Origin of the sequence: Nonomuraea lactucae, from assembly GCF_003313395.1 — a bacterium.
In the GTDB taxonomy this organism is placed as follows: Bacteria; Actinomycetota; Actinomycetes; order Streptosporangiales; family Streptosporangiaceae; genus Nonomuraea; species Nonomuraea lactucae.
In genome coordinates this window covers 1-15679 of the sequence record NZ_QNFZ01001020.1, presented here as the reverse complement: position 1 = coordinate 15679, position 15679 = coordinate 1, and the positions used below count along the sequence as shown (strand labels likewise).

Annotated in this window: 19 protein-coding genes; 15 read left to right on the top strand and 4 right to left on the bottom strand. The window is 71.4% G+C overall.

Annotation, left to right across the window (positions count from 1 at the left end; genetic code table 11):
- The 9 genes from DQW85_RS37515 to DQW85_RS47800 all read left to right on the top strand — a co-directional run.
- Positions 1–232 (top strand): hypothetical protein (locus DQW85_RS37515; protein WP_162795693.1); only part of this gene is annotated, 232 nt, incomplete at its 5' end.
- 72 nt (positions 233–304) lie between these two features.
- Positions 305–1321 carry an energy-coupling factor ABC transporter permease gene (locus DQW85_RS37510; RefSeq protein WP_113704488.1) on the top strand — a complete coding sequence of 339 codons (1017 nt, stop codon included), beginning with the start codon at positions 305–307 and terminating at the stop codon, positions 1319–1321.
- Between the two features lie 30 nt (positions 1322–1351).
- Complete coding sequence (gene cbiQ / locus DQW85_RS37505; protein WP_113704487.1) at positions 1352–2107, top strand: cobalt ECF transporter T component CbiQ; 756 nt, start codon at positions 1352–1354, stop codon at positions 2105–2107.
- On the top strand, positions 2104–2850 hold the full coding sequence (locus DQW85_RS37500; protein ID WP_113704486.1) for an energy-coupling factor ABC transporter ATP-binding protein: 747 nt from the start codon (positions 2104–2106) through the stop codon (positions 2848–2850). Before cbiQ ends, DQW85_RS37500 begins: the two co-directional genes overlap by 4 nt.
- Positions 2851–2960: 110 nt before the next feature.
- Entirely contained in the window at positions 2961–3299 is a 339-nt protein-coding gene (locus DQW85_RS37495) for an STAS domain-containing protein (RefSeq protein WP_113704485.1), read from the top strand.
- 47 nt (positions 3300–3346) lie between these two features.
- Positions 3347–4120, top strand: coding sequence for an SDR family NAD(P)-dependent oxidoreductase (locus tag DQW85_RS37490; RefSeq protein WP_113704484.1), 774 nt, complete (start codon positions 3347–3349; stop codon positions 4118–4120).
- Positions 4121–4126: 6 nt separating this feature from the next.
- On the top strand, positions 4127–4891 hold the full coding sequence (locus DQW85_RS37485; protein ID WP_113704483.1) for a crotonase/enoyl-CoA hydratase family protein: 765 nt from the start codon (positions 4127–4129) through the stop codon (positions 4889–4891).
- A 112-nt stretch (positions 4892–5003) separates the two neighbouring features.
- Complete coding sequence (locus DQW85_RS37480) at positions 5004–5633, top strand: rhomboid family intramembrane serine protease (protein WP_113704482.1); 630 nt, start codon at positions 5004–5006, stop codon at positions 5631–5633.
- A 75-nt stretch (positions 5634–5708) separates the two neighbouring features.
- Positions 5709–5843 carry a hypothetical protein gene (locus DQW85_RS47800; protein WP_275888291.1) on the top strand — a complete coding sequence of 45 codons (135 nt, stop codon included), beginning with the start codon at positions 5709–5711 and terminating at the stop codon, positions 5841–5843.
- A 140-nt stretch (positions 5844–5983) separates the two neighbouring features.
- Here the strand turns inward: DQW85_RS47800 and serC are convergent, their stop codons facing one another.
- Both serC and DQW85_RS37470 read right to left on the bottom strand, forming a co-directional pair.
- Positions 5984–7093, bottom strand: coding sequence for a phosphoserine transaminase (gene serC / locus DQW85_RS37475; RefSeq protein WP_113704481.1), 1110 nt, complete (start codon positions 7091–7093; stop codon positions 5984–5986).
- A gap of 139 nt (positions 7094–7232) precedes the next feature.
- On the bottom strand, positions 7233–8339 hold the full coding sequence (locus DQW85_RS37470) for a citrate synthase 2 (protein WP_113704480.1): 1107 nt from the start codon (positions 8337–8339) through the stop codon (positions 7233–7235).
- Between the two features lie 176 nt (positions 8340–8515).
- Here DQW85_RS37470 and pdxH point away from each other — a divergent pair, with 176 nt between their 5' ends.
- Positions 8516–9169 carry a pyridoxamine 5'-phosphate oxidase gene (gene pdxH, locus DQW85_RS37465; protein ID WP_113704479.1) on the top strand — a complete coding sequence of 218 codons (654 nt, stop codon included), beginning with the start codon at positions 8516–8518 and terminating at the stop codon, positions 9167–9169.
- Between the two features lie 10 nt (positions 9170–9179).
- Positions 9180–10415 (top strand): MFS transporter, encoded by a 1236-nt coding sequence (locus tag DQW85_RS37460; protein ID WP_113704478.1) that lies wholly within the window; start codon positions 9180–9182, stop codon positions 10413–10415.
- A 33-nt stretch (positions 10416–10448) separates the two neighbouring features.
- On the opposite strand, the gene DQW85_RS37455 is transcribed toward DQW85_RS37460, so the two are convergent.
- Positions 10449–11078 (bottom strand): UdgX family uracil-DNA binding protein, encoded by a 630-nt coding sequence (locus DQW85_RS37455; RefSeq protein ID WP_113704477.1) that lies wholly within the window; start codon positions 11076–11078, stop codon positions 10449–10451.
- A 102-nt stretch (positions 11079–11180) separates the two neighbouring features.
- Between DQW85_RS37455 and DQW85_RS37450 the strand changes: the two genes are divergently transcribed.
- The 3 genes from DQW85_RS37450 to DQW85_RS37440 all read left to right on the top strand — a co-directional run bounded on the left by DQW85_RS37450 (position 11181) and on the right by DQW85_RS37440 (position 15034).
- On the top strand, positions 11181–11885 hold the full coding sequence (locus DQW85_RS37450; RefSeq protein WP_113704476.1) for an iron-dependent transcriptional repressor DtxR: 705 nt from the start codon (positions 11181–11183) through the stop codon (positions 11883–11885).
- A 126-nt stretch (positions 11886–12011) separates the two neighbouring features.
- On the top strand, positions 12012–14234 hold the full coding sequence (locus DQW85_RS37445; protein ID WP_113704475.1) for an ATP-binding SpoIIE family protein phosphatase: 2223 nt from the start codon (positions 12012–12014) through the stop codon (positions 14232–14234).
- 17 nt (positions 14235–14251) lie between these two features.
- Positions 14252–15034 (top strand): alpha/beta fold hydrolase, encoded by a 783-nt coding sequence (locus DQW85_RS37440; protein ID WP_113704474.1) that lies wholly within the window; start codon positions 14252–14254, stop codon positions 15032–15034.
- Between the two features lie 3 nt (positions 15035–15037).
- Here the strand turns inward: DQW85_RS37440 and DQW85_RS37435 are convergent, their stop codons facing one another.
- Positions 15038–15421, bottom strand: coding sequence for a hypothetical protein (locus DQW85_RS37435; RefSeq protein ID WP_113704473.1), 384 nt, complete (start codon positions 15419–15421; stop codon positions 15038–15040).
- Between the two features lie 20 nt (positions 15422–15441).
- Between DQW85_RS37435 and DQW85_RS37430 the strand changes: the two genes are divergently transcribed.
- The coding region (locus tag DQW85_RS37430) for a MarR family transcriptional regulator (protein WP_162795692.1) at positions 15442–15679 on the top strand (238 nt) is incomplete at its 3' end.

Genomic DNA, 15679 nt, shown 5'->3' with positions numbered 1-15679 from the left:
GGGGCGGTTCGCGCCGGGCACCTGGGACGCCTACCTGGAGCTGGAGCTGGGCGGGCCGCCCGCGCGGTTCAGGGTGGAGACCGACGCGGACGCGGTGGCCCGGCCCCGCCGGATGTGGGGAGGGGCCGTGCCGCGGAGCGTGCGGCCGTACGCGACCCCGGGCAAGGGGCGGCTGAGCGCGGTGGTGCGCAGGCTGACGGCGCGCGGCCTGCTCCGGAGGATTTTCCGGTAATTGCCACCTATATGCAGGTGCAAGAGGATGTCCTAAAGTGGGGGCTGTTGTCCCGCAGCTGGAGGATGTGCCGTGCACGTACCCGATGGTTTCTTCAACGCGGCCGTGTCCGTCTCCGCCGGAGCGGTGGCCGCCGCCGGGGTCGCTGTCTGCCTGCGCGGCGCCCGCCGCGAGCTCGACGACCGGACCGCCCCCATGGCCGGCCTCGTCGCCGCGTTCGTCTTCGCCGTCCAGATGCTGAACTTCCCCGTCGCGGCGGGCACCAGCGGACACCTCATGGGCGGCGCGCTGGCGGCGATACTCGTGGGCCCCTACACAGGGGTGCTGTGCCTGGCGGTGGTGCTGCTCGTGCAGGGCGTGTTCTTCGCCGACGGCGGGCTGACGGCGCTGGGCGTGAACATCACGCTCATGGGGATCGTCGGCGTGCTGGTCGGGTGGGGCGTCTTCCGGCTGGTCGGCGGGCTCGTGCGGGGCCGGGGCGGCGTCACCGCGGCCTCGTTCCTCGCGGCGCTGGTGTCGGTGCCCGTCTCGGCGCTGGTGTTCACCCTGCTGTTCTGGGTGGGCGGGACCGCGCCCATCGACATGGGCACGGTGGCGGCCGCGATGGGCGGCGTCCACGTGCTCATCGGCGTCGGCGAGGGTGTGATCACCGCGCTCACGGTCGGCGCGGTGCTGGCCGTCCGCCCTGATCTGGTGTACGGCGCGCGCGGGCTGGCCACGCCGCTGGTGCTGCGGGGCGCCGAGGGCGCCACGACAGTAGAGGCCGAGCGGCCCGTGGCCACCGGCGCCGGGGTCAGGCCGTTCCTGCTCGGGGGGATCGGCCTGACGCTGGTGCTGGCCGGTGTGGTGTCCTTCTTCGCCTCCTCCAGCCCCGACGGGCTGGAGTCCGTCGCCGGCGACAAGGGGTTCCTCGACCGGGCCACCGGCCACCTGTTCGGGTCATGGGCGCTGGCCGACTACGGTGAGGTGGGCGGCATCCCGGTGGGCGTCGCCGGCGTCGTCGGCGTGGGGCTCGTGCTGCTCATCGCCGGGGGCGTCGCCTACGCGGCGCGTGGTCGTGCGCACGCCCGCGAGAAGGCCGGGATCTGAGGCGTCGAGCTAGGCGGGTGAGAGTGGCCGATGGGCGCGGGGCATCACCACCAGCTCCACCTTCCGGGCGACTCGGCCGTGCACCGGCTGCCGCCGCAGTGCAAGCTGCTCGCCGTCCTGGCCTTCGCCATCGTGGTGGTGGCCACGCCGCGTGAGCGGTTCTGGGCGTTCGCACTGTACGCGGTGATGCTCGCGGCCGTCGCGTGGGCCGCTCGCGTGCCGCCCGCCCACGTCCTGCGGCGGATGGTGATCGAGGTGCCCTTCGTGCTGTTCGCCTTCCTCATCCCGGTCATCGGGCTGGGGGAGCGCACCACGGTGCTCGGCCTCTCGCTGAGCGTGCCCGGGCTGTGGGCGGCGTGGAACATCCTGGCCAAGGCGACGCTCGGCGTGGTCGCCTCGATCCTGCTCGCCGCAACCACCGAGCCGCGCGTCATCCTGCTCGGGGCGCAGCGGCTGCGGCTGCCGGGCCTGCTGGTGCAGATCGCGATGTTCATGCTGCGCTACCTCGATGTGATCATGGACGAGATGCGGCGGATGAAGGTGGCACGGGAGTCGCGCGGCTTCGAGGCCCGCGACCTGAGGCACGTCCCGGTGATCGCCCGGTCGGCAGGGGCCCTGTTCATCCGCTCGTACGAGCGGGGTGAGAGGGTGCATCTGGCGATGCTGAGCCGGGGCTACACAGGAACGATGCCCATGATCGGCGATGTCTCGGCATCCGCGGGGCAGTGGGCGGTGGCGCTCATCCTGCCGATCTCGGCTCTAGCGGTGTTGGGACTGTCGTTGTGAACTCTCTCGAAGTCAGCCGGCTCGCCTATGCCTACCCCGACGGCACGCAGGCCCTGTTCGGCGTGGACCTGACGATCGGGCGGGGCGAGCGGGTGGCGCTGCTCGGCCCCAACGGCGCCGGGAAGACGACGCTCGTCATGCACCTCAACGGCATCCTCACCCCGGGCCACGGCACGGTCACCGTGGCGGGCAGGCCCGTGCGCCCCGACACCCTGAAGGAGATCCGGCAGCGCGTCGGGCTCGTCTTCCAGGACCCCGACGACCAGCTCTTCATGCCGACCGTGCGCGACGACGTCGCCTTCGGCCCGGCCAACATGGGGGTCACCGGCGAGGCGCTGGAGCGGGCGGTCACGGGCGCCCTGGAGCGGGTCGGCATGCTGGAGGCCGCCGGTCGGCCGCCGCACCACCTGTCGTTCGGCCAGCGCCGCAGGGTGGCCGTCGCCACCGTGCTGGCGATGGAGCCCGAGATCCTGGTGCTGGACGAGCCGTCGTCCAACCTCGACCCGGCCGCCCGCCGCGAACTGGCCGAGATCCTGCGCTCGCTCGACGTCACCGTGCTCATGGTCACGCATGACCTGCCGTACGCGCTGGAGCTGTGCGAGCGCTCGCTCATCCTCTCCGACGGCGTGATCGCCGCCGACGGGCCGACCCGCGAGCTGCTCGCCGACGCCGAGCTCCTCGCCGCCCACCGGCTGGAGCTCCCGTACGGCTTCGCCATTCCCGAGGCCGTCGAACGCGGATGACCACCGGCCTGTCGCCCTCCTGGAGGGTGGTGGCGCGCGGATGATCGTAGTTTGTGCGTGCCCGCCATCAGGGGATGTCGAAGTACAGTGGCTCATCGAGGAGGGGGTCAATGAAGCTGCGGCTGGCGCGACATGCCCTTGGCGATGCCGTGGTGGTGGCCGTTGAGGGCGAGCTCGACCTTTTCACCGCTCCGTTCCTCCGCGACGAGGTGCGCGACGCCATCAAGCAGGACAGCCCCCGGCTCGTGCTCGACCTCCAGCAACTGTCGTTCATGGACTCCAGTGGCCTGTCGGTGCTGATCGAGGCCTGGCGGCTGGCCACCAGCGAGGGCGGAGGGGTGTCGCTGGCCGCGCCCCAGGCGCCCGTGGCGCGGATCCTGCGCACCACGGGGCTCGACCGGCGGATCAAGGTCTATTCCGACGTCGACAGCGCCGTGGGTGAGATTTGAGCCACCCCGAGTAGAACTTCATTCGGTCGGCGGGTTAGGGTCCGGCTATGGACGTGAACGGATCTGCAGCAATCATCTCCGGCGGCGCCAGCGGCCTCGGCGAGGCCACCGCCCGCGAGCTCGCCCGGCAGGGCGCCACCGTCGTCGTCGCCGACCTCAACGAGGAGCGCGGCAAGGCCATCGCCGACGAGCTCGGCGGCGTCTTCGCCAGGACCGACGTGTCGGACGAGGAGCAGGTGCAGGCGGCCGTTGACGCCGCCGTCGCCACCGGCAAGCCGCTGCGCGTCGTGATCAACAGCGCGGGCATCGGCTGGGCCGAGCGCACCGTCAACCGCGAGGGCGCCCCGCACAGCTCGGCCTCCTACCGCAAGGTCATCGAGGTCAACCTGATCGGCACGTTCCACCTCATGCGCATCGGCGCGGCGGCGATCGCCAGAACAGCGCCGGTGGACGCCGACGGGCAGCGCGGCGTGGTGATCAACACCGCGTCGGTGGCGGCCCTGGAGGGCCAGACGGGCCAGCTCGCCTACTCCGCCTCGAAGGGCGGCATCGTCGGCATGACCGTGCCCGCCGCCCGCGACCTGTCGGCCATCGGCGTCCGGGTGAACACGATCTGCCCCGGCATCATCGACACGCCCATCTACGGTTTCTCGTCCAACGCCGAGGAGTTCAAGGCCAAGCTGGTCGCGCCGGTCGTCTTCCCCAAGCGCCTGGGCCGGCCCGACGAGTTCGCGCAGCTCGTGTTCTCGCTCATCCAGAACGACTACATGAACGCCGAGGTCATCCGCTTCGACGGCGGCATCCGCTTCCAGCCCAAGTGAGGTCCCGTGTCTGACGAAGTGCTCGTCGAGGAGGCCGGCGGCGTCGCCGTCCTGACGATCAACCGCCCCAAGGCCCGCAACGCGATCAACGGCGCGGTGGCGAGGGGCATCGCCGAGGCGCTGGACACGCTGGAGGCCCGCCCCGACGTCTCCGCGTACGTCCTGACCGGCGCGGGCGGCACCTTCAGCGCCGGCATGGACCTCAAGGGCTTCCTGACCGGCGACCTCCCCGTGGTCGAGGGGCGCGGGTTCGGCGGCCTGACCGAGGCGCCGCCCACGAAGCCGATGGTGGCGGCCGTAGAGGGGTACGCCCTCGCGGGCGGCTTCGAGCTGGCGCTCGCCTGCGACGTCGTCGTGGCCTCGTCGGAGGCCGTCTTCGGCCTGCCCGAGCCCAGGCGCGGCCTGGTGGCGGGCGCGGGCGGCATCATGCGCCTGCCGCGCCGCGTCCCCTACCACGTCGCCATGGAGATCGCGCTGACCGGCGACCACTACCCGGCCTCCCGCCTGTACGAGCTGGGCCTGGTCAACCGGATCACCGAGCCCGGCGCGGCCCTGGAGGGAGCGCTGGAGCTCGCCCGCAAGATCGCGGCCAACGCCCCGCTCGCCCTGGCCGCCACCAAGAAGGTCGTCATCGAGTCGCAGGACTGGCCGCTGGAGGAGATGTTCAGGCGGCAGGGCGAGATCATCAACCCGGTCTTCGTGTCGAAGGACGCCATGGAGGGCGCCGCCGCCTTCGCCGAGAAGCGCGCCCCGCGCTGGCAGGGCGAGTAGCTCCGCCCGTCCCACCCCCCCTCCCGTGCGGGAGGGGGTCTTCTTTCCTTCCTTACGCGCGCATGAATGCTTCTGCGTACGGTAAAAGAGAGGACGTCTAGCGGGAGGGCGCATGAGCGACTATTCGAGGTCCGCGTACGAGTCGGCCAAGCGAGGCGCGGGCACTCTCCTGACCGGCGCTCTCAGCGCGATCGTGGTCATGGCCGTGCTGCTCGGCGTGATGTGGGCCATCGAGATCGTCGACTTCATGCTCAACGGCACCCTGGACAGGCAGTTCGGCATCGTCGGGTGGGAGCCCGACGGGCTGCTCGGCATCATCTTCGCGCCGTTCCTCCACGACGGGTTCGCCCACCTCATGGCCAACTCGCTGCCGCTGCTCATCCTCGGCTTCCTGGCGGCGGTGCGCGGCCTCGGCAAGTTCCTCGCGGCGACCGCGCTGATCGTCCTCATCGGGGGCATCGGCACCTGGTTCACCAGCCCCGGCACCATCACCGTGGGCGCCAGCGGGCTGGTCTTCGGCTACTTCGGCTACGTCGTGGCGCGCGGCCTGTTCGACCGGCGCGCCCTCGACATCGTCATCGGCGTCGGGGTGGCCATCGCCTACTACTCGATCCTGTGGGGGCTCCTGCCCAACCAGCAGGGCATCTCGTGGCAGGGCCACCTCTTCGGCCTGATCGCGGGCGTGATCGCGGCCTGGCTGCTGCGCCGCAAGCGCCCCGCCCCCCTGTCGCCGGGCTACTGACCCCGCCCAGGCTGTCCGGCGAGGACACTGGAGGAGTCTCAGCCCGGTTGTGCGGCGAGGGCCGAGCTGCGGCCCATGTCGGCCACGCGCTACTTCGCCCGGATGAAGGGCGAGGTGGAGCTGGAGTTCGTGGTGCCGGACAGCGGTCCGGTCCAGGAGATCGCCCTCGACTGGTCGGGCCACCGGGTGGACGCCCGGCGCGCGCAATGACGGGTGGGGACGGCGAGTCCTCCGGAGTTCTCAGGGCGACGCGGGACGGTCCTGGGCGGCACGGTCCTGTGGAACGCGACGGCCCCGGGCGGTGCCGGGGCCGTCGGGTGGAGGGGGGGCTAGTCGGGTGGAGCGGGAGGCTAGAGGCGCTCGACCACGTGGTCGACGCAGACTGTCAGAGCCTCGACGTCGGCCGGGTCGATCGCCGGGAACATCGCGACGCGCAGCTGGTTGCGGCCGAGCTTGCGGTAGGGCTCGGTGTCGACGATGCCGTTGGCGCGCAGCACCTTGGCCACGGCCGCCGCGTCGACCTCGGGAGAGAAGTCGATCGTGCCGACCACCTGCGAGCGGAACTCGGGCGCGGCGAACGGCGTCGCGTAGGACGACTTGTCGGCCCACGAGTAGAGGCGCTGCGCCGAGTCGGCCGTGCGGGCGGTGGTCCAGGCCAGGCCGCCGTTGCCGTTCATCCAGTCGAGCTGGTCGGCGAGCAGGAAGAGGGTGGCCACGGCCGGGGTGTTGTAGGTCTGGTCCTTGCCGGAGTTGTCGATCGCGACCGGCAGGCTGAAGAACTCCGGAATGTAGCGGTCGGTGGCGGCGATCTCCTGGACCCTGGCCAGGGCGCGCGGTGACATGAGCGCGATCCACAGGCCGCCGTCGGAGGCGAAGCTCTTCTGCGGCGCGAAGTAGTAGACGTCGGTCTCCTCGATCGACACGGGCAGGCCGCCCGCGCCGGAGGTGGCGTCGACGAGCACGAGGGAGTCGCCGGAGCCGACCCGCTCGATCGGCATGGCCACGCCGGTCGAGGTCTCGTTGTGGGTGAGCGCGTAGACGTCCATGTCGTCCTGGGCGACCGCGGTGGGGTGGCTGCCGACCTCGGACTTGATGACCGACGGCTCGCCCAGCCACGGGGCCTTCCTGGCGACGGCGGCGAACTTGGAGGAGAACTCGCCGAACGACAGGTGCTGCGACCTGTCGCGGATCAGCCCGAACGCGGCGATGTCCCAGAACGCGGTGGTGCCGCCGTTGCCCAGCACGACCTGGTAGCCCTCGGGCAGCGAGAAGAGGTCGGCGAGCCCGGAACGCACGCGGCCGACCAGGTCCTTGACCGGCTTCTGGCGGTGGGAGGTGCCCATGAGGCTCGCGCCGGAGGCGGCGAGCGCGGCCAGCTGCTCGGTGCGAACCTTCGAGGGCCCGCAGCCGAAGCGGCCGTCGGCGGGCTTGATGTCAGCGGGAATCACGATGTCAGCCACCTGACCAGGGTACTGACCCGCGGGGGGTGGCTCGGACCGGGTCCGCATTCTGAGAGGCGTGTGGGGCTGCGCACCGCCGCCCAGGTGAGACGCACCTGGGCGGCGAGCGGAGCCTGCGGATGAGGCCGGTCCGACGCCGTCAGATGGTGCCGACGACCTCGGCGGCGCCGGGCACGTCGGTCAGCGGGCGCGAGGCCGGTCCGGTGTAGTTGGCGCTCGGGCGGACGAGCCTGCCCGTCAGCTTCTGCTCCAGGATGTGCGCGGCCCAGCCGGCCGTGCGGGCGCAGGTGAACATGGAGGTGAACATGTGGGCGGGCACCTCGGCGAAGTCGAGGACCACGGCGGCCCAGTATTCGACGTTGGTGGCCAGCACCCGGTCGGGCTTGCGGGCGTGCAGCTCCTCGAGCGCCGCCTGCTCAAGGGCGGCCGCGACCTCGTAGCGGGGGGCGGCGAGCTCCTTGGCGGTGCGGCGCAGCACGCGGGCGCGCGGGTCCTCGGCACGGTAGACCCGGTGGCCGAAGCCCATCAGGCGCTGTCCCTTGTCGAGCTCGCTCTGCACGTACTTCTTGGCGTCGCCCATCTGTTCGACGCCCTCGATCATGTGCAGGACGCGGGCCGGGGCGCCGCCGTGCAGCGGGCCCGACATGGCGCCGACGGCGCCGGACAGCGCAGCCGCCACGTCGGCCCCGGTCGAGGCGATGACACGGGCCGTGAAGGTCGAGGCGTTCATGCCGTGCTCGGCGGCCGAGGTCCAGTAAGCGTCGATGGCCTTGACGTGCTTGGGGTCGGGCTCACCGCGCCAGCGGATCATGAAACGCTCGACGATGGTCCTGGCCTCGTCGACGCGGCTCTGCGGCACCATCGGCAGGCCGAGGCCGCGCGCCGACTGCGCCACGAAGGACAGCGCCATCACCGAGGCCCGCGCGAGCTGGTCGCGCGCCTCCGTCTCACTGATGTCGAGCAGCGGCTTGAAGCCGTACGCGGGAGCCAGCATGGCCAGCGCGCTCTGCACGTCTACTCGGATGTCACCTGAATGGACTGGAATGGGGTACGGCTCCGCCGGGGGCAGGCCCGGCTGGAACTTGTTGTCGACCAGCAGGCCCCATACGTGCCCGAACGGGACACGGCCGACCAGCTCCTCGATGTCGACGCCCCGGTATCGAAGGGCGCCCCCCTCTTTGTCCGGTTCCGCGATCTCGGTCTCGAAGGCCACAACACCCTCGAGGCCGGGTTTGAAGTCGGACATTCTCGGCCGCCTCCCTTTCTTGCCATGTTCCGGCAATGCCTTGATGTCGAGATACCGGCGGGTCAATTTAACCCCCTTCCCACTCATGCTCGGTCTCCGGTCCCGTCGAAACGCCATCGCCGCAGGTAGGGGGTGGTGTGTGGGCTCTGTCGCCGGGCGCGCAAGAATACCGTCTCGTGGATGCAACCTCGCGCCCGCCCTCGCTGGCGGGTCTACGCCGTACGTATGAGGGCGAGCCGCTGCTCGAATCCGACGTCGCGGCCGATCCCATCGCGCAATTCGCCCTGTGGTTCCAGGAAGCCCTGGACGCGGGCCTGCCCGAGCCGAACGCCATGGTGCTGGCCACCGCCTCCGCGGGCGGCCGTCCCAGCGCCAGGACCGTCCTGCTCAAGGGCTACGACGAACGCGGTTTCGTCTTCTACACCAACTTCGAGTCCCGCAAGGGCCGTGACCTCGCCGAGAACGCCCGCGCCTCGCTGCTGTTCCCCTGGCACCCGATCCGCCGCCAGGTGCGGGTCGAGGGATCGGTCGTGCGGCTGCCGCACGAGGAGTCGGCCGCGTACTTCGACTCCAGGCCGTACGGCTCGCGGATCGGGGCCTGGGCGTCGCGCCAGTCCGCGGTCGTGCGGTCCCGGGAGGAGCTGGACGCCCGCTACGAGGAGCTCGCGGCCCGCTGGCCGGAGGATCCGCCGGTGCCCGACTTCTGGGGCGGGTTCCGGGTCGTCCCGCTGGAGATGGAGTTCTGGCAGGGCCAGCTCGACCGGATGCACGACAGGCTCCGCTACCGGCGAACGAGAAACCAGTGGGCATTGGAGAGACTTGCCCCATAACGTGCCGTAAGTGGCATTCGGGGAGCTCGTCAAGCGTCATCTGTTAGACACCAGGCCCTTGGCCGTGCCCGCGTACCGGCGGCTCTGGCTGGGGCAGGCCGTCTCGGCCGTCGGCCTCGCGGTGACCGTCGTCGCCGTCAGCCAGCAGGTCTGGGAGCTCACCCACTCCTCCCTCTGGGTGGGCATGCTGGGCCTGGCCAACCTCGTCCCGCTGGTCGTGTTCGGCCTGTGGGGCGGGGCCATCGCCGACGCGGTCGACAGGCGCGGGCTGCTGATCGCCGGTTCGGCCGTCTCCTGGGCGAGCACCGTGGTCCTCGTCGTCCAGGCCGTGCTCGGCCTGGACAACGTGTACGTGCTGCTGGGCACGGTAGCGCTGGGCGCCACGGGCTTCGCGGTCAGCTCGCCGACCAGAGGCGCGATCATCCCCCGGATCCTCGCCCCCGAGCTGGTGCCGGCCGCCAACGCCCTGAACTCGCTGCTCCACAGCATGGGCGCGATCGTCGGCCCGATGGTCGGCGGCATCGTGCTGGCCTGGTCCGGGTTCGCCGCGGCGTACGCGGTCGACGCCCTGCTGTTCGCCGCCGGCCTGTACGCCGCGCTGCGGCTCCCGGCGCTCCCGCCGCTCGGCGAGGTCGCCAGACCGGGCGCCAGGGCGGTGTTCGAGGGCCTGCGCTACATCCTCGGCAGCCCGGTGCTGCTGATGTCCTTCGTGGTGGACATCATCGCGATGGTGCTCGCCCTGCCGCGCGCGCTCTTCCCCGAGCTCGCGGCCGAGCGGTTCGGCGGCTCGCCGCTGGCGCTCGGCTGGCTGAACTCCGCCATGGCGATCGGCTCGGTGGCCGGCGCGCTGTTCTCCGGCTGGGTCGGCCGGGTCAGGCGGCAGGGGACCGCGCTGGTCGTGGTCATCGCAGTCTGGGGCCTGGCGGTGGCGGCGGCCGGGCTCGCGCGCGAGCTGTGGCTGGTGGTGGCGTTCATGGCGGTGGGAGGGGCGGCCGACGTGGTGTCCTCGGTGTGGCGCCAGTCGATCATGCAGCTCCACGCGCCCGACGAGATGCGGGGACGCATGCAGGGCGTCTTCATGGTGGTGGTGGCAGGCGGGCCGCGGCTCGGCGACCTGCGGGCCGGCGCGTCGGCCGCGGCGTTCGGGATGGGCGTGGCCTGGGTGGGCGGCGGCCTGGCGTGCGCGGTCGCCGTGGTGGTCGTGGGGCTGTCCGTCGCCAGGTTCAGGGAGTACCGCTCCCATTAGCCGTACGTGTCCAGTCAGGTGTTGGTACGCGCTTCAGGCGGCTTCGTCGGCCGCGCGTGCCGCGGCCTTCAGATCGGCGAGGAAGCCCGCGTACGCCGCCTCCCGATCGGGGGCGCGCAGCACCGCGGACGGATGGATGGTGGCCACCGCCAGCGCCTCGCCCAGCGGCACCGGCACGCCGCGCTGCTTGGTCACCCGGAAGCCCGGGCCGAGGAGCGACCGCGCCGCCGTCGCCCCGAGCACCACGACCACGTCCGGCCGGACCACGGCCAGCTCGGCGGTCAGCCATGGCCGGCAGGCGTCGATCTCGGCGGCCGTCGGCTTCTGGTGGATGCGCCGCTTGCCCCTGAGCGTGAAGGAGAAGTGCTTGACCGCGTTGGTGAGGTAGACGTCGTCGCGCTCGATGCCCGCCTCCTCCAGCGCCCGGTCCAGCACCCGGCCGGCGGGGCCGACGAACGGCGCCCCCTTGCGGTCCTCCTGGTCGCCGGGCTGCTCGCCGACCAGCATGAACCTCGCGTCCGGCGGCCCGTCACCGAAGACGGTCGCCGTCGCGTGGCGGTAGAGGTCGCAGCCCCTGCATCCCGCCGCCGCCGCGCGCAGCGAGCCGAGGTCCAGGCGATCGGGAAGGAACGGGGCCGCTCCGTTGTTGCTGTCCGTTGCCATCGCAGGTCTCTCTGCAAGTAGGGTTTCCCCTGACTTGTGTGCCCTGGCCGGACGGGCTCAGTCCCTGCCATGAGCGGCGTAGCATTTCAGTTGGGAGGAGCCTTGACCGCACACGGCCTGATCGACACGACGGAGATGTATCTCCGGACGATTTACGAGCTCGAGGAGGAGGGCATCGTCCCTCTCCGCGCGCGGATCGCCGAGCGCCTCCAGCAGAGCGGGCCCACCGTGAGCCAGACCGTGGCCCGGATGGAGCGCGACGGCCTGGTCCGCGTGGAGGGCGACCGGCATCTTTCGATGACCGAGCTCGGGCGCGCGCTCGCCACGCGCGTGATGCGCAAACACCGCCTCGCGGAGTGCCTGCTGACCCAGGTCATCGGGCTGCCGTGGGAAGAGGTCCACATCGAGGCGTGCCGGTGGGAGCACGTCATGTCCGAGTCGGTGGAGTCGCGGCTGGTGACGTTGCTGCACAACCCCACGGTCTGCCCGCACGGCAATCCCATCCCCGGCCTGGCCGAGCTGGGAGCCGAGGAGGCCGTCGATCCGGGCGAGGCGATCTTGGCGTCCATGTCCGAGGTGGCGGGCCCGAGGGACACGCCTGTAGTCGTGCGACGAATTAGCGAACAAGTGCAAAGCGATCCCGCTGTGATGCTTAAACTCAAGCAAGTTGGGATACAACCCGGACGCGAGGTCACGCTCGCGGCGAGCGACGACGGTGTGCGGGTGACAGGTGACGGTGACGCGAACAACATTCCCGCGGAGCTTCCGCGTGATGTCGCCGCGCACGTTTTCGTCTCCAAGCGCTGACGCGCGCGCTGCTGCTTGGTTGAATCCCTCAAGGGAGGCCCTCCACTCCCCTCCGGTCAAGACTGTTGCAGGAGCGCCCGTGGTTCGCTGCTTTGCGCACATGCCTCCCCGAGGGGTGGTCTCCGGATGAAGCGCTGGGGGGATCTGTCAGAGGACGCGGCCGATCACCTCGCCGCCTCCTCCGTGCTCGACCATGCCGAGATGGCCGTCCTGGTGACGGACCGTTTCAGCAACCTGCTCTACTGGAACCCGTTCGCCGAGAAGCTGTTCGGCCGCCCCGGCCCGTCACCGTCGCGCGACTCGTCCGTCATGTCCCTCGGGATCATGGAGAAGGACCACCCGCTGGCCGTCGAGCTCGCCAAGCACGTGCTCAAGGGCGGGGTGTGGGAGGGCACCTTCGACGTCCGCCGGGGCGACGGCACCATCGTCTACGTGCGCGCGCAGGCCGTGCCGCTGCGGCACACCTCCGGCTCGGTCACCGGCGTCGTCATCACCGCCCGCGAGGCGCTGCGCAGCAACGAGCGCGAGAAGGACCGTTTCGGCCTGCTGGAGCGCATCGGCGAGCGGCTCGCCGGCTCCCTGTACGTCGAGGAGACGCTCAAACGCGTGGCCGAGATGCTCGTCCCGCAGTTCGCCGACCACTGCTTCATCGAGCTGATGGAGGGCGACCGGCTGGTTCGCCGGGTGTCGCAGCACGTGCAGGGGTGGACACCCCCGCCGGGGAGCTGGAAGCCGGTGGGCGCGGAGATCCGCTATCCCCACGGCCACTACGCCGACACCGCGATGCGCCGCCAGGAGACGATCCTCGTCGAGGACTTCGCCACCAGCAGCTTTCCCGCCCCCAACGACAACAGCGCCAGGCTGTGCGGCGAGGTCGGCATGACCTCGGCGATCGTCGCCCCCCTCTGCGTGCGCGGCGAGACGCTCGGCCAGATGTACCTCGGCCTGTCCAACCTGACCGACCGCCGCAGCCCCCACTACGACGCCTTCGACCGTGACTTCGTCGGCGCCATCGCCACCCGGGTCGCGCTGGCCATCGACAACGCGCTGCTGTTCGAGGAGGAGCGGCACACCGCCGAGTCGTTTCAGAAACACCTGCTGCCCCGGGCGCTGCCGCAGCTCGACGGCCTGCAGATCGCGGTGCGCTACTACCCGGCGGCGCCGCTCGCCTCCCACGGGCAGGGCATCCAGACCCAGGTCGGCGGCGACTGGTACGACGTGATCCCGCTGTCGGCGGGCCGGGTCGGCATCGTCATCGGCGACGTCGAGGGCCGGGGCGCCAAGGCCGCGGCCATCATGGGCCAGCTCCGCGCCGCGCTGCGGGCCTTCGCCCAGGACGACAAGTCGCCCGCCGACATCCTGGCCAGGCTCGACGAGTGGACCCGCATCATCGCCACGCCCGAGAAGGACGACAACGGCCTCGACGTCAGCGTCCCGCCGATCGTGACCTGCCAGTACCTCGTCTACGACGCCTGGTCGCGGCAGCTCTCGTTCGCCAACGCCGGACACGCGCCGCCGCTGCTGCTCGTCGACGGCCAGTGCGTCGAGCTCGACATCGAGGAGGTCGGCCAGCCGCTGGGCGTGCGGGCCAAGGGCCTGCACGCCGACCTGGTCTACAAGGAGGAGACGCGGCGGCTGCCGCCCGGCGCGGCCCTGCTCCTCTACACCGACGGTCTGATCGACCGGCGTCCCGGCCGCGACGGCAGGATGCCCAGCGACGCCGAGACGCTCGGTGTTCTGTGCGAGAAGCTCGCCAAGGTGGCCGACGCCGACGTGGAGCGGGTGGCCGAGGCGGCCACGGTCGCGGTGCCCGGCGAGATCGACGACGACATGGCGATCCTGGTGGTCCGCTCCAGCATCGCCGACCTCGACGTCGAGGAGCGCACGTTTCCCGCCCAGCCGATCATGGTGGGGGAGGCGCGCCGCATGGCGTCCGAGGCCTTCGACGGCTGGAACGTCCCCGAGGAGCGGTCCGAGCTGGCATGCCTGCTCGTCTCCGAAGTGGTCACCAACGTGGTCCTGCACGCCGCGAGCGCGGGCGTGCCGCGCCGCGAGCTGGTCGTCGACGGGCCCCCGCTGCCGTTCGACGACTCCTGGGACGTGCCCGGCTTCGAGGACGAGGTGGTGGGCGAGAAGGAGTTCACGCTGAGGCTGCGCAGGGGCGAGGAGTCGGTCTGGGTCGAGGTGTTCGACCAGGACCTGCGCCTGCCGCGCATCCGCAGCGCGGGCGAGAACGACGAGGGCGGACGCGGCCTCTACCTGGTGGACCAGCTCGCCCGGCGCTGGGGATCGCGACCCACCAGGGAAGGCAAAGCCGTCTGGTTCGAGATTCCCACCCGCAGCCGCTGAGTGGTTCACTCGTCCCCATGGAGTTGGCCTTCGAGCGGCGTGGCACCGGACCGCCGCTGATCCTCATCCACGGCATCGGTCATCACTGGCAGGCGTGGCTCCCGGTCATGGACCGCCTCGCCGCCTCCCACACCGTCATCGCGCTTGATCTGCCCGGGTTCGGGGTGTCGCCTCCGCTGCCCGCCGGCACGCCGTACACGGCGGAGGCGCTCGCCGACGCGGTCGAGTCGTTCTGCTCGATGCTCGGCGTGCGCGATCCGCACGTGGCCGGCAACTCGCTCGGCGGCTACCTCGCGCTGGAACTGGCCTCGCGCGGTGTGGTCCGGACGGCCACCGCGCTGTCGCCCGCGGGGTTCTGGTCGCGTGCGGAGCTGGTCTACGGGCAGGCGATGCTGCGCGCCATGCGGGCCGCGGCCGTCTCGATCCCGCGAGAGCTGCTCGTCAGGGCGGCCGAGGATCCGGTGAGGCGGGCGTTCCTGGCCGGTCTCGTGGTCGCCCACCCGTCCAGGCTGTCGCCGACGGCCCTGATCGCTTCCACGCAGGCGATGGCCCGGGCGCCGGGCTTCGACCCGACGCGGGAGGCGTTCGCCGACCTGATGCCGCCCGCGCCGCCCAAGACGGCGATCACCATCGCGTGGGGCGAGCACGACCGGCTGCTGCCGCGCCGCCAGGCCGTGCGCGCCGCCAAGTGGTCGGGGCAGCGGGTCAAGCTGCTCAAGGGCTGCGGTCACGTGCCGATGAGCGATGATCCGGCGCTGGTGGCGAGTGTGCTTCTGGAAGGCAGTGCGCCGGGCTCGTGATGATCAGGCCGTGTAGGCGGCTTCCAGGTTCGCGGCCATGCGGCGCAGCACGTCGACGGTCAGCCCATACTCATCAGGGCTGACCCCGTCCGCGGCCTGCCGCCTGAAGCGGACGACGTGCTCGGTGATCGCCGCGTGGGCGCTCCTGCCCTCGTCGGTGACCTGGTGGCCGGTGGTCCACCCCCTCATGGCCAGCCCCCGCAGCGCGTCGTCCACGCCGTCGAACGGCTCCAGCGCCGCCCGGGGGTCGCCGTCGCCGGAGGCCAGGACGTTGAGCACCTGCCACTCCCGGCGGGAGAGGTCGTGTGCGGCCAGCGCGGCGGGCAGGGCACGCTCGAAGAGCTCGTCCAGGTGCTTGAGCCAGTATCCGATCATTCGCTGTGACATACATGTATAATAGCAACTATATGTATAATGACAAGGAAATCGAGGCGATCGAGCGCGCGATGATCGCCGTCAGGCGCAGGCGGAGCAGGCGTGCGCTCGCGCGGCTGCACGGCGCGCCCGGCCCGGAGTTCGACGTGCTCGACGTGCTGGACGCGGCGGGGGAGCCGGTGACCGTCTCGGCCGTCGCCGACGCGCTCTCGGTGGACCAGCCGCGGGCGAGCCGGCTCGCGGCGGCGGCGGTGGCGGCCGGGCTGGTAC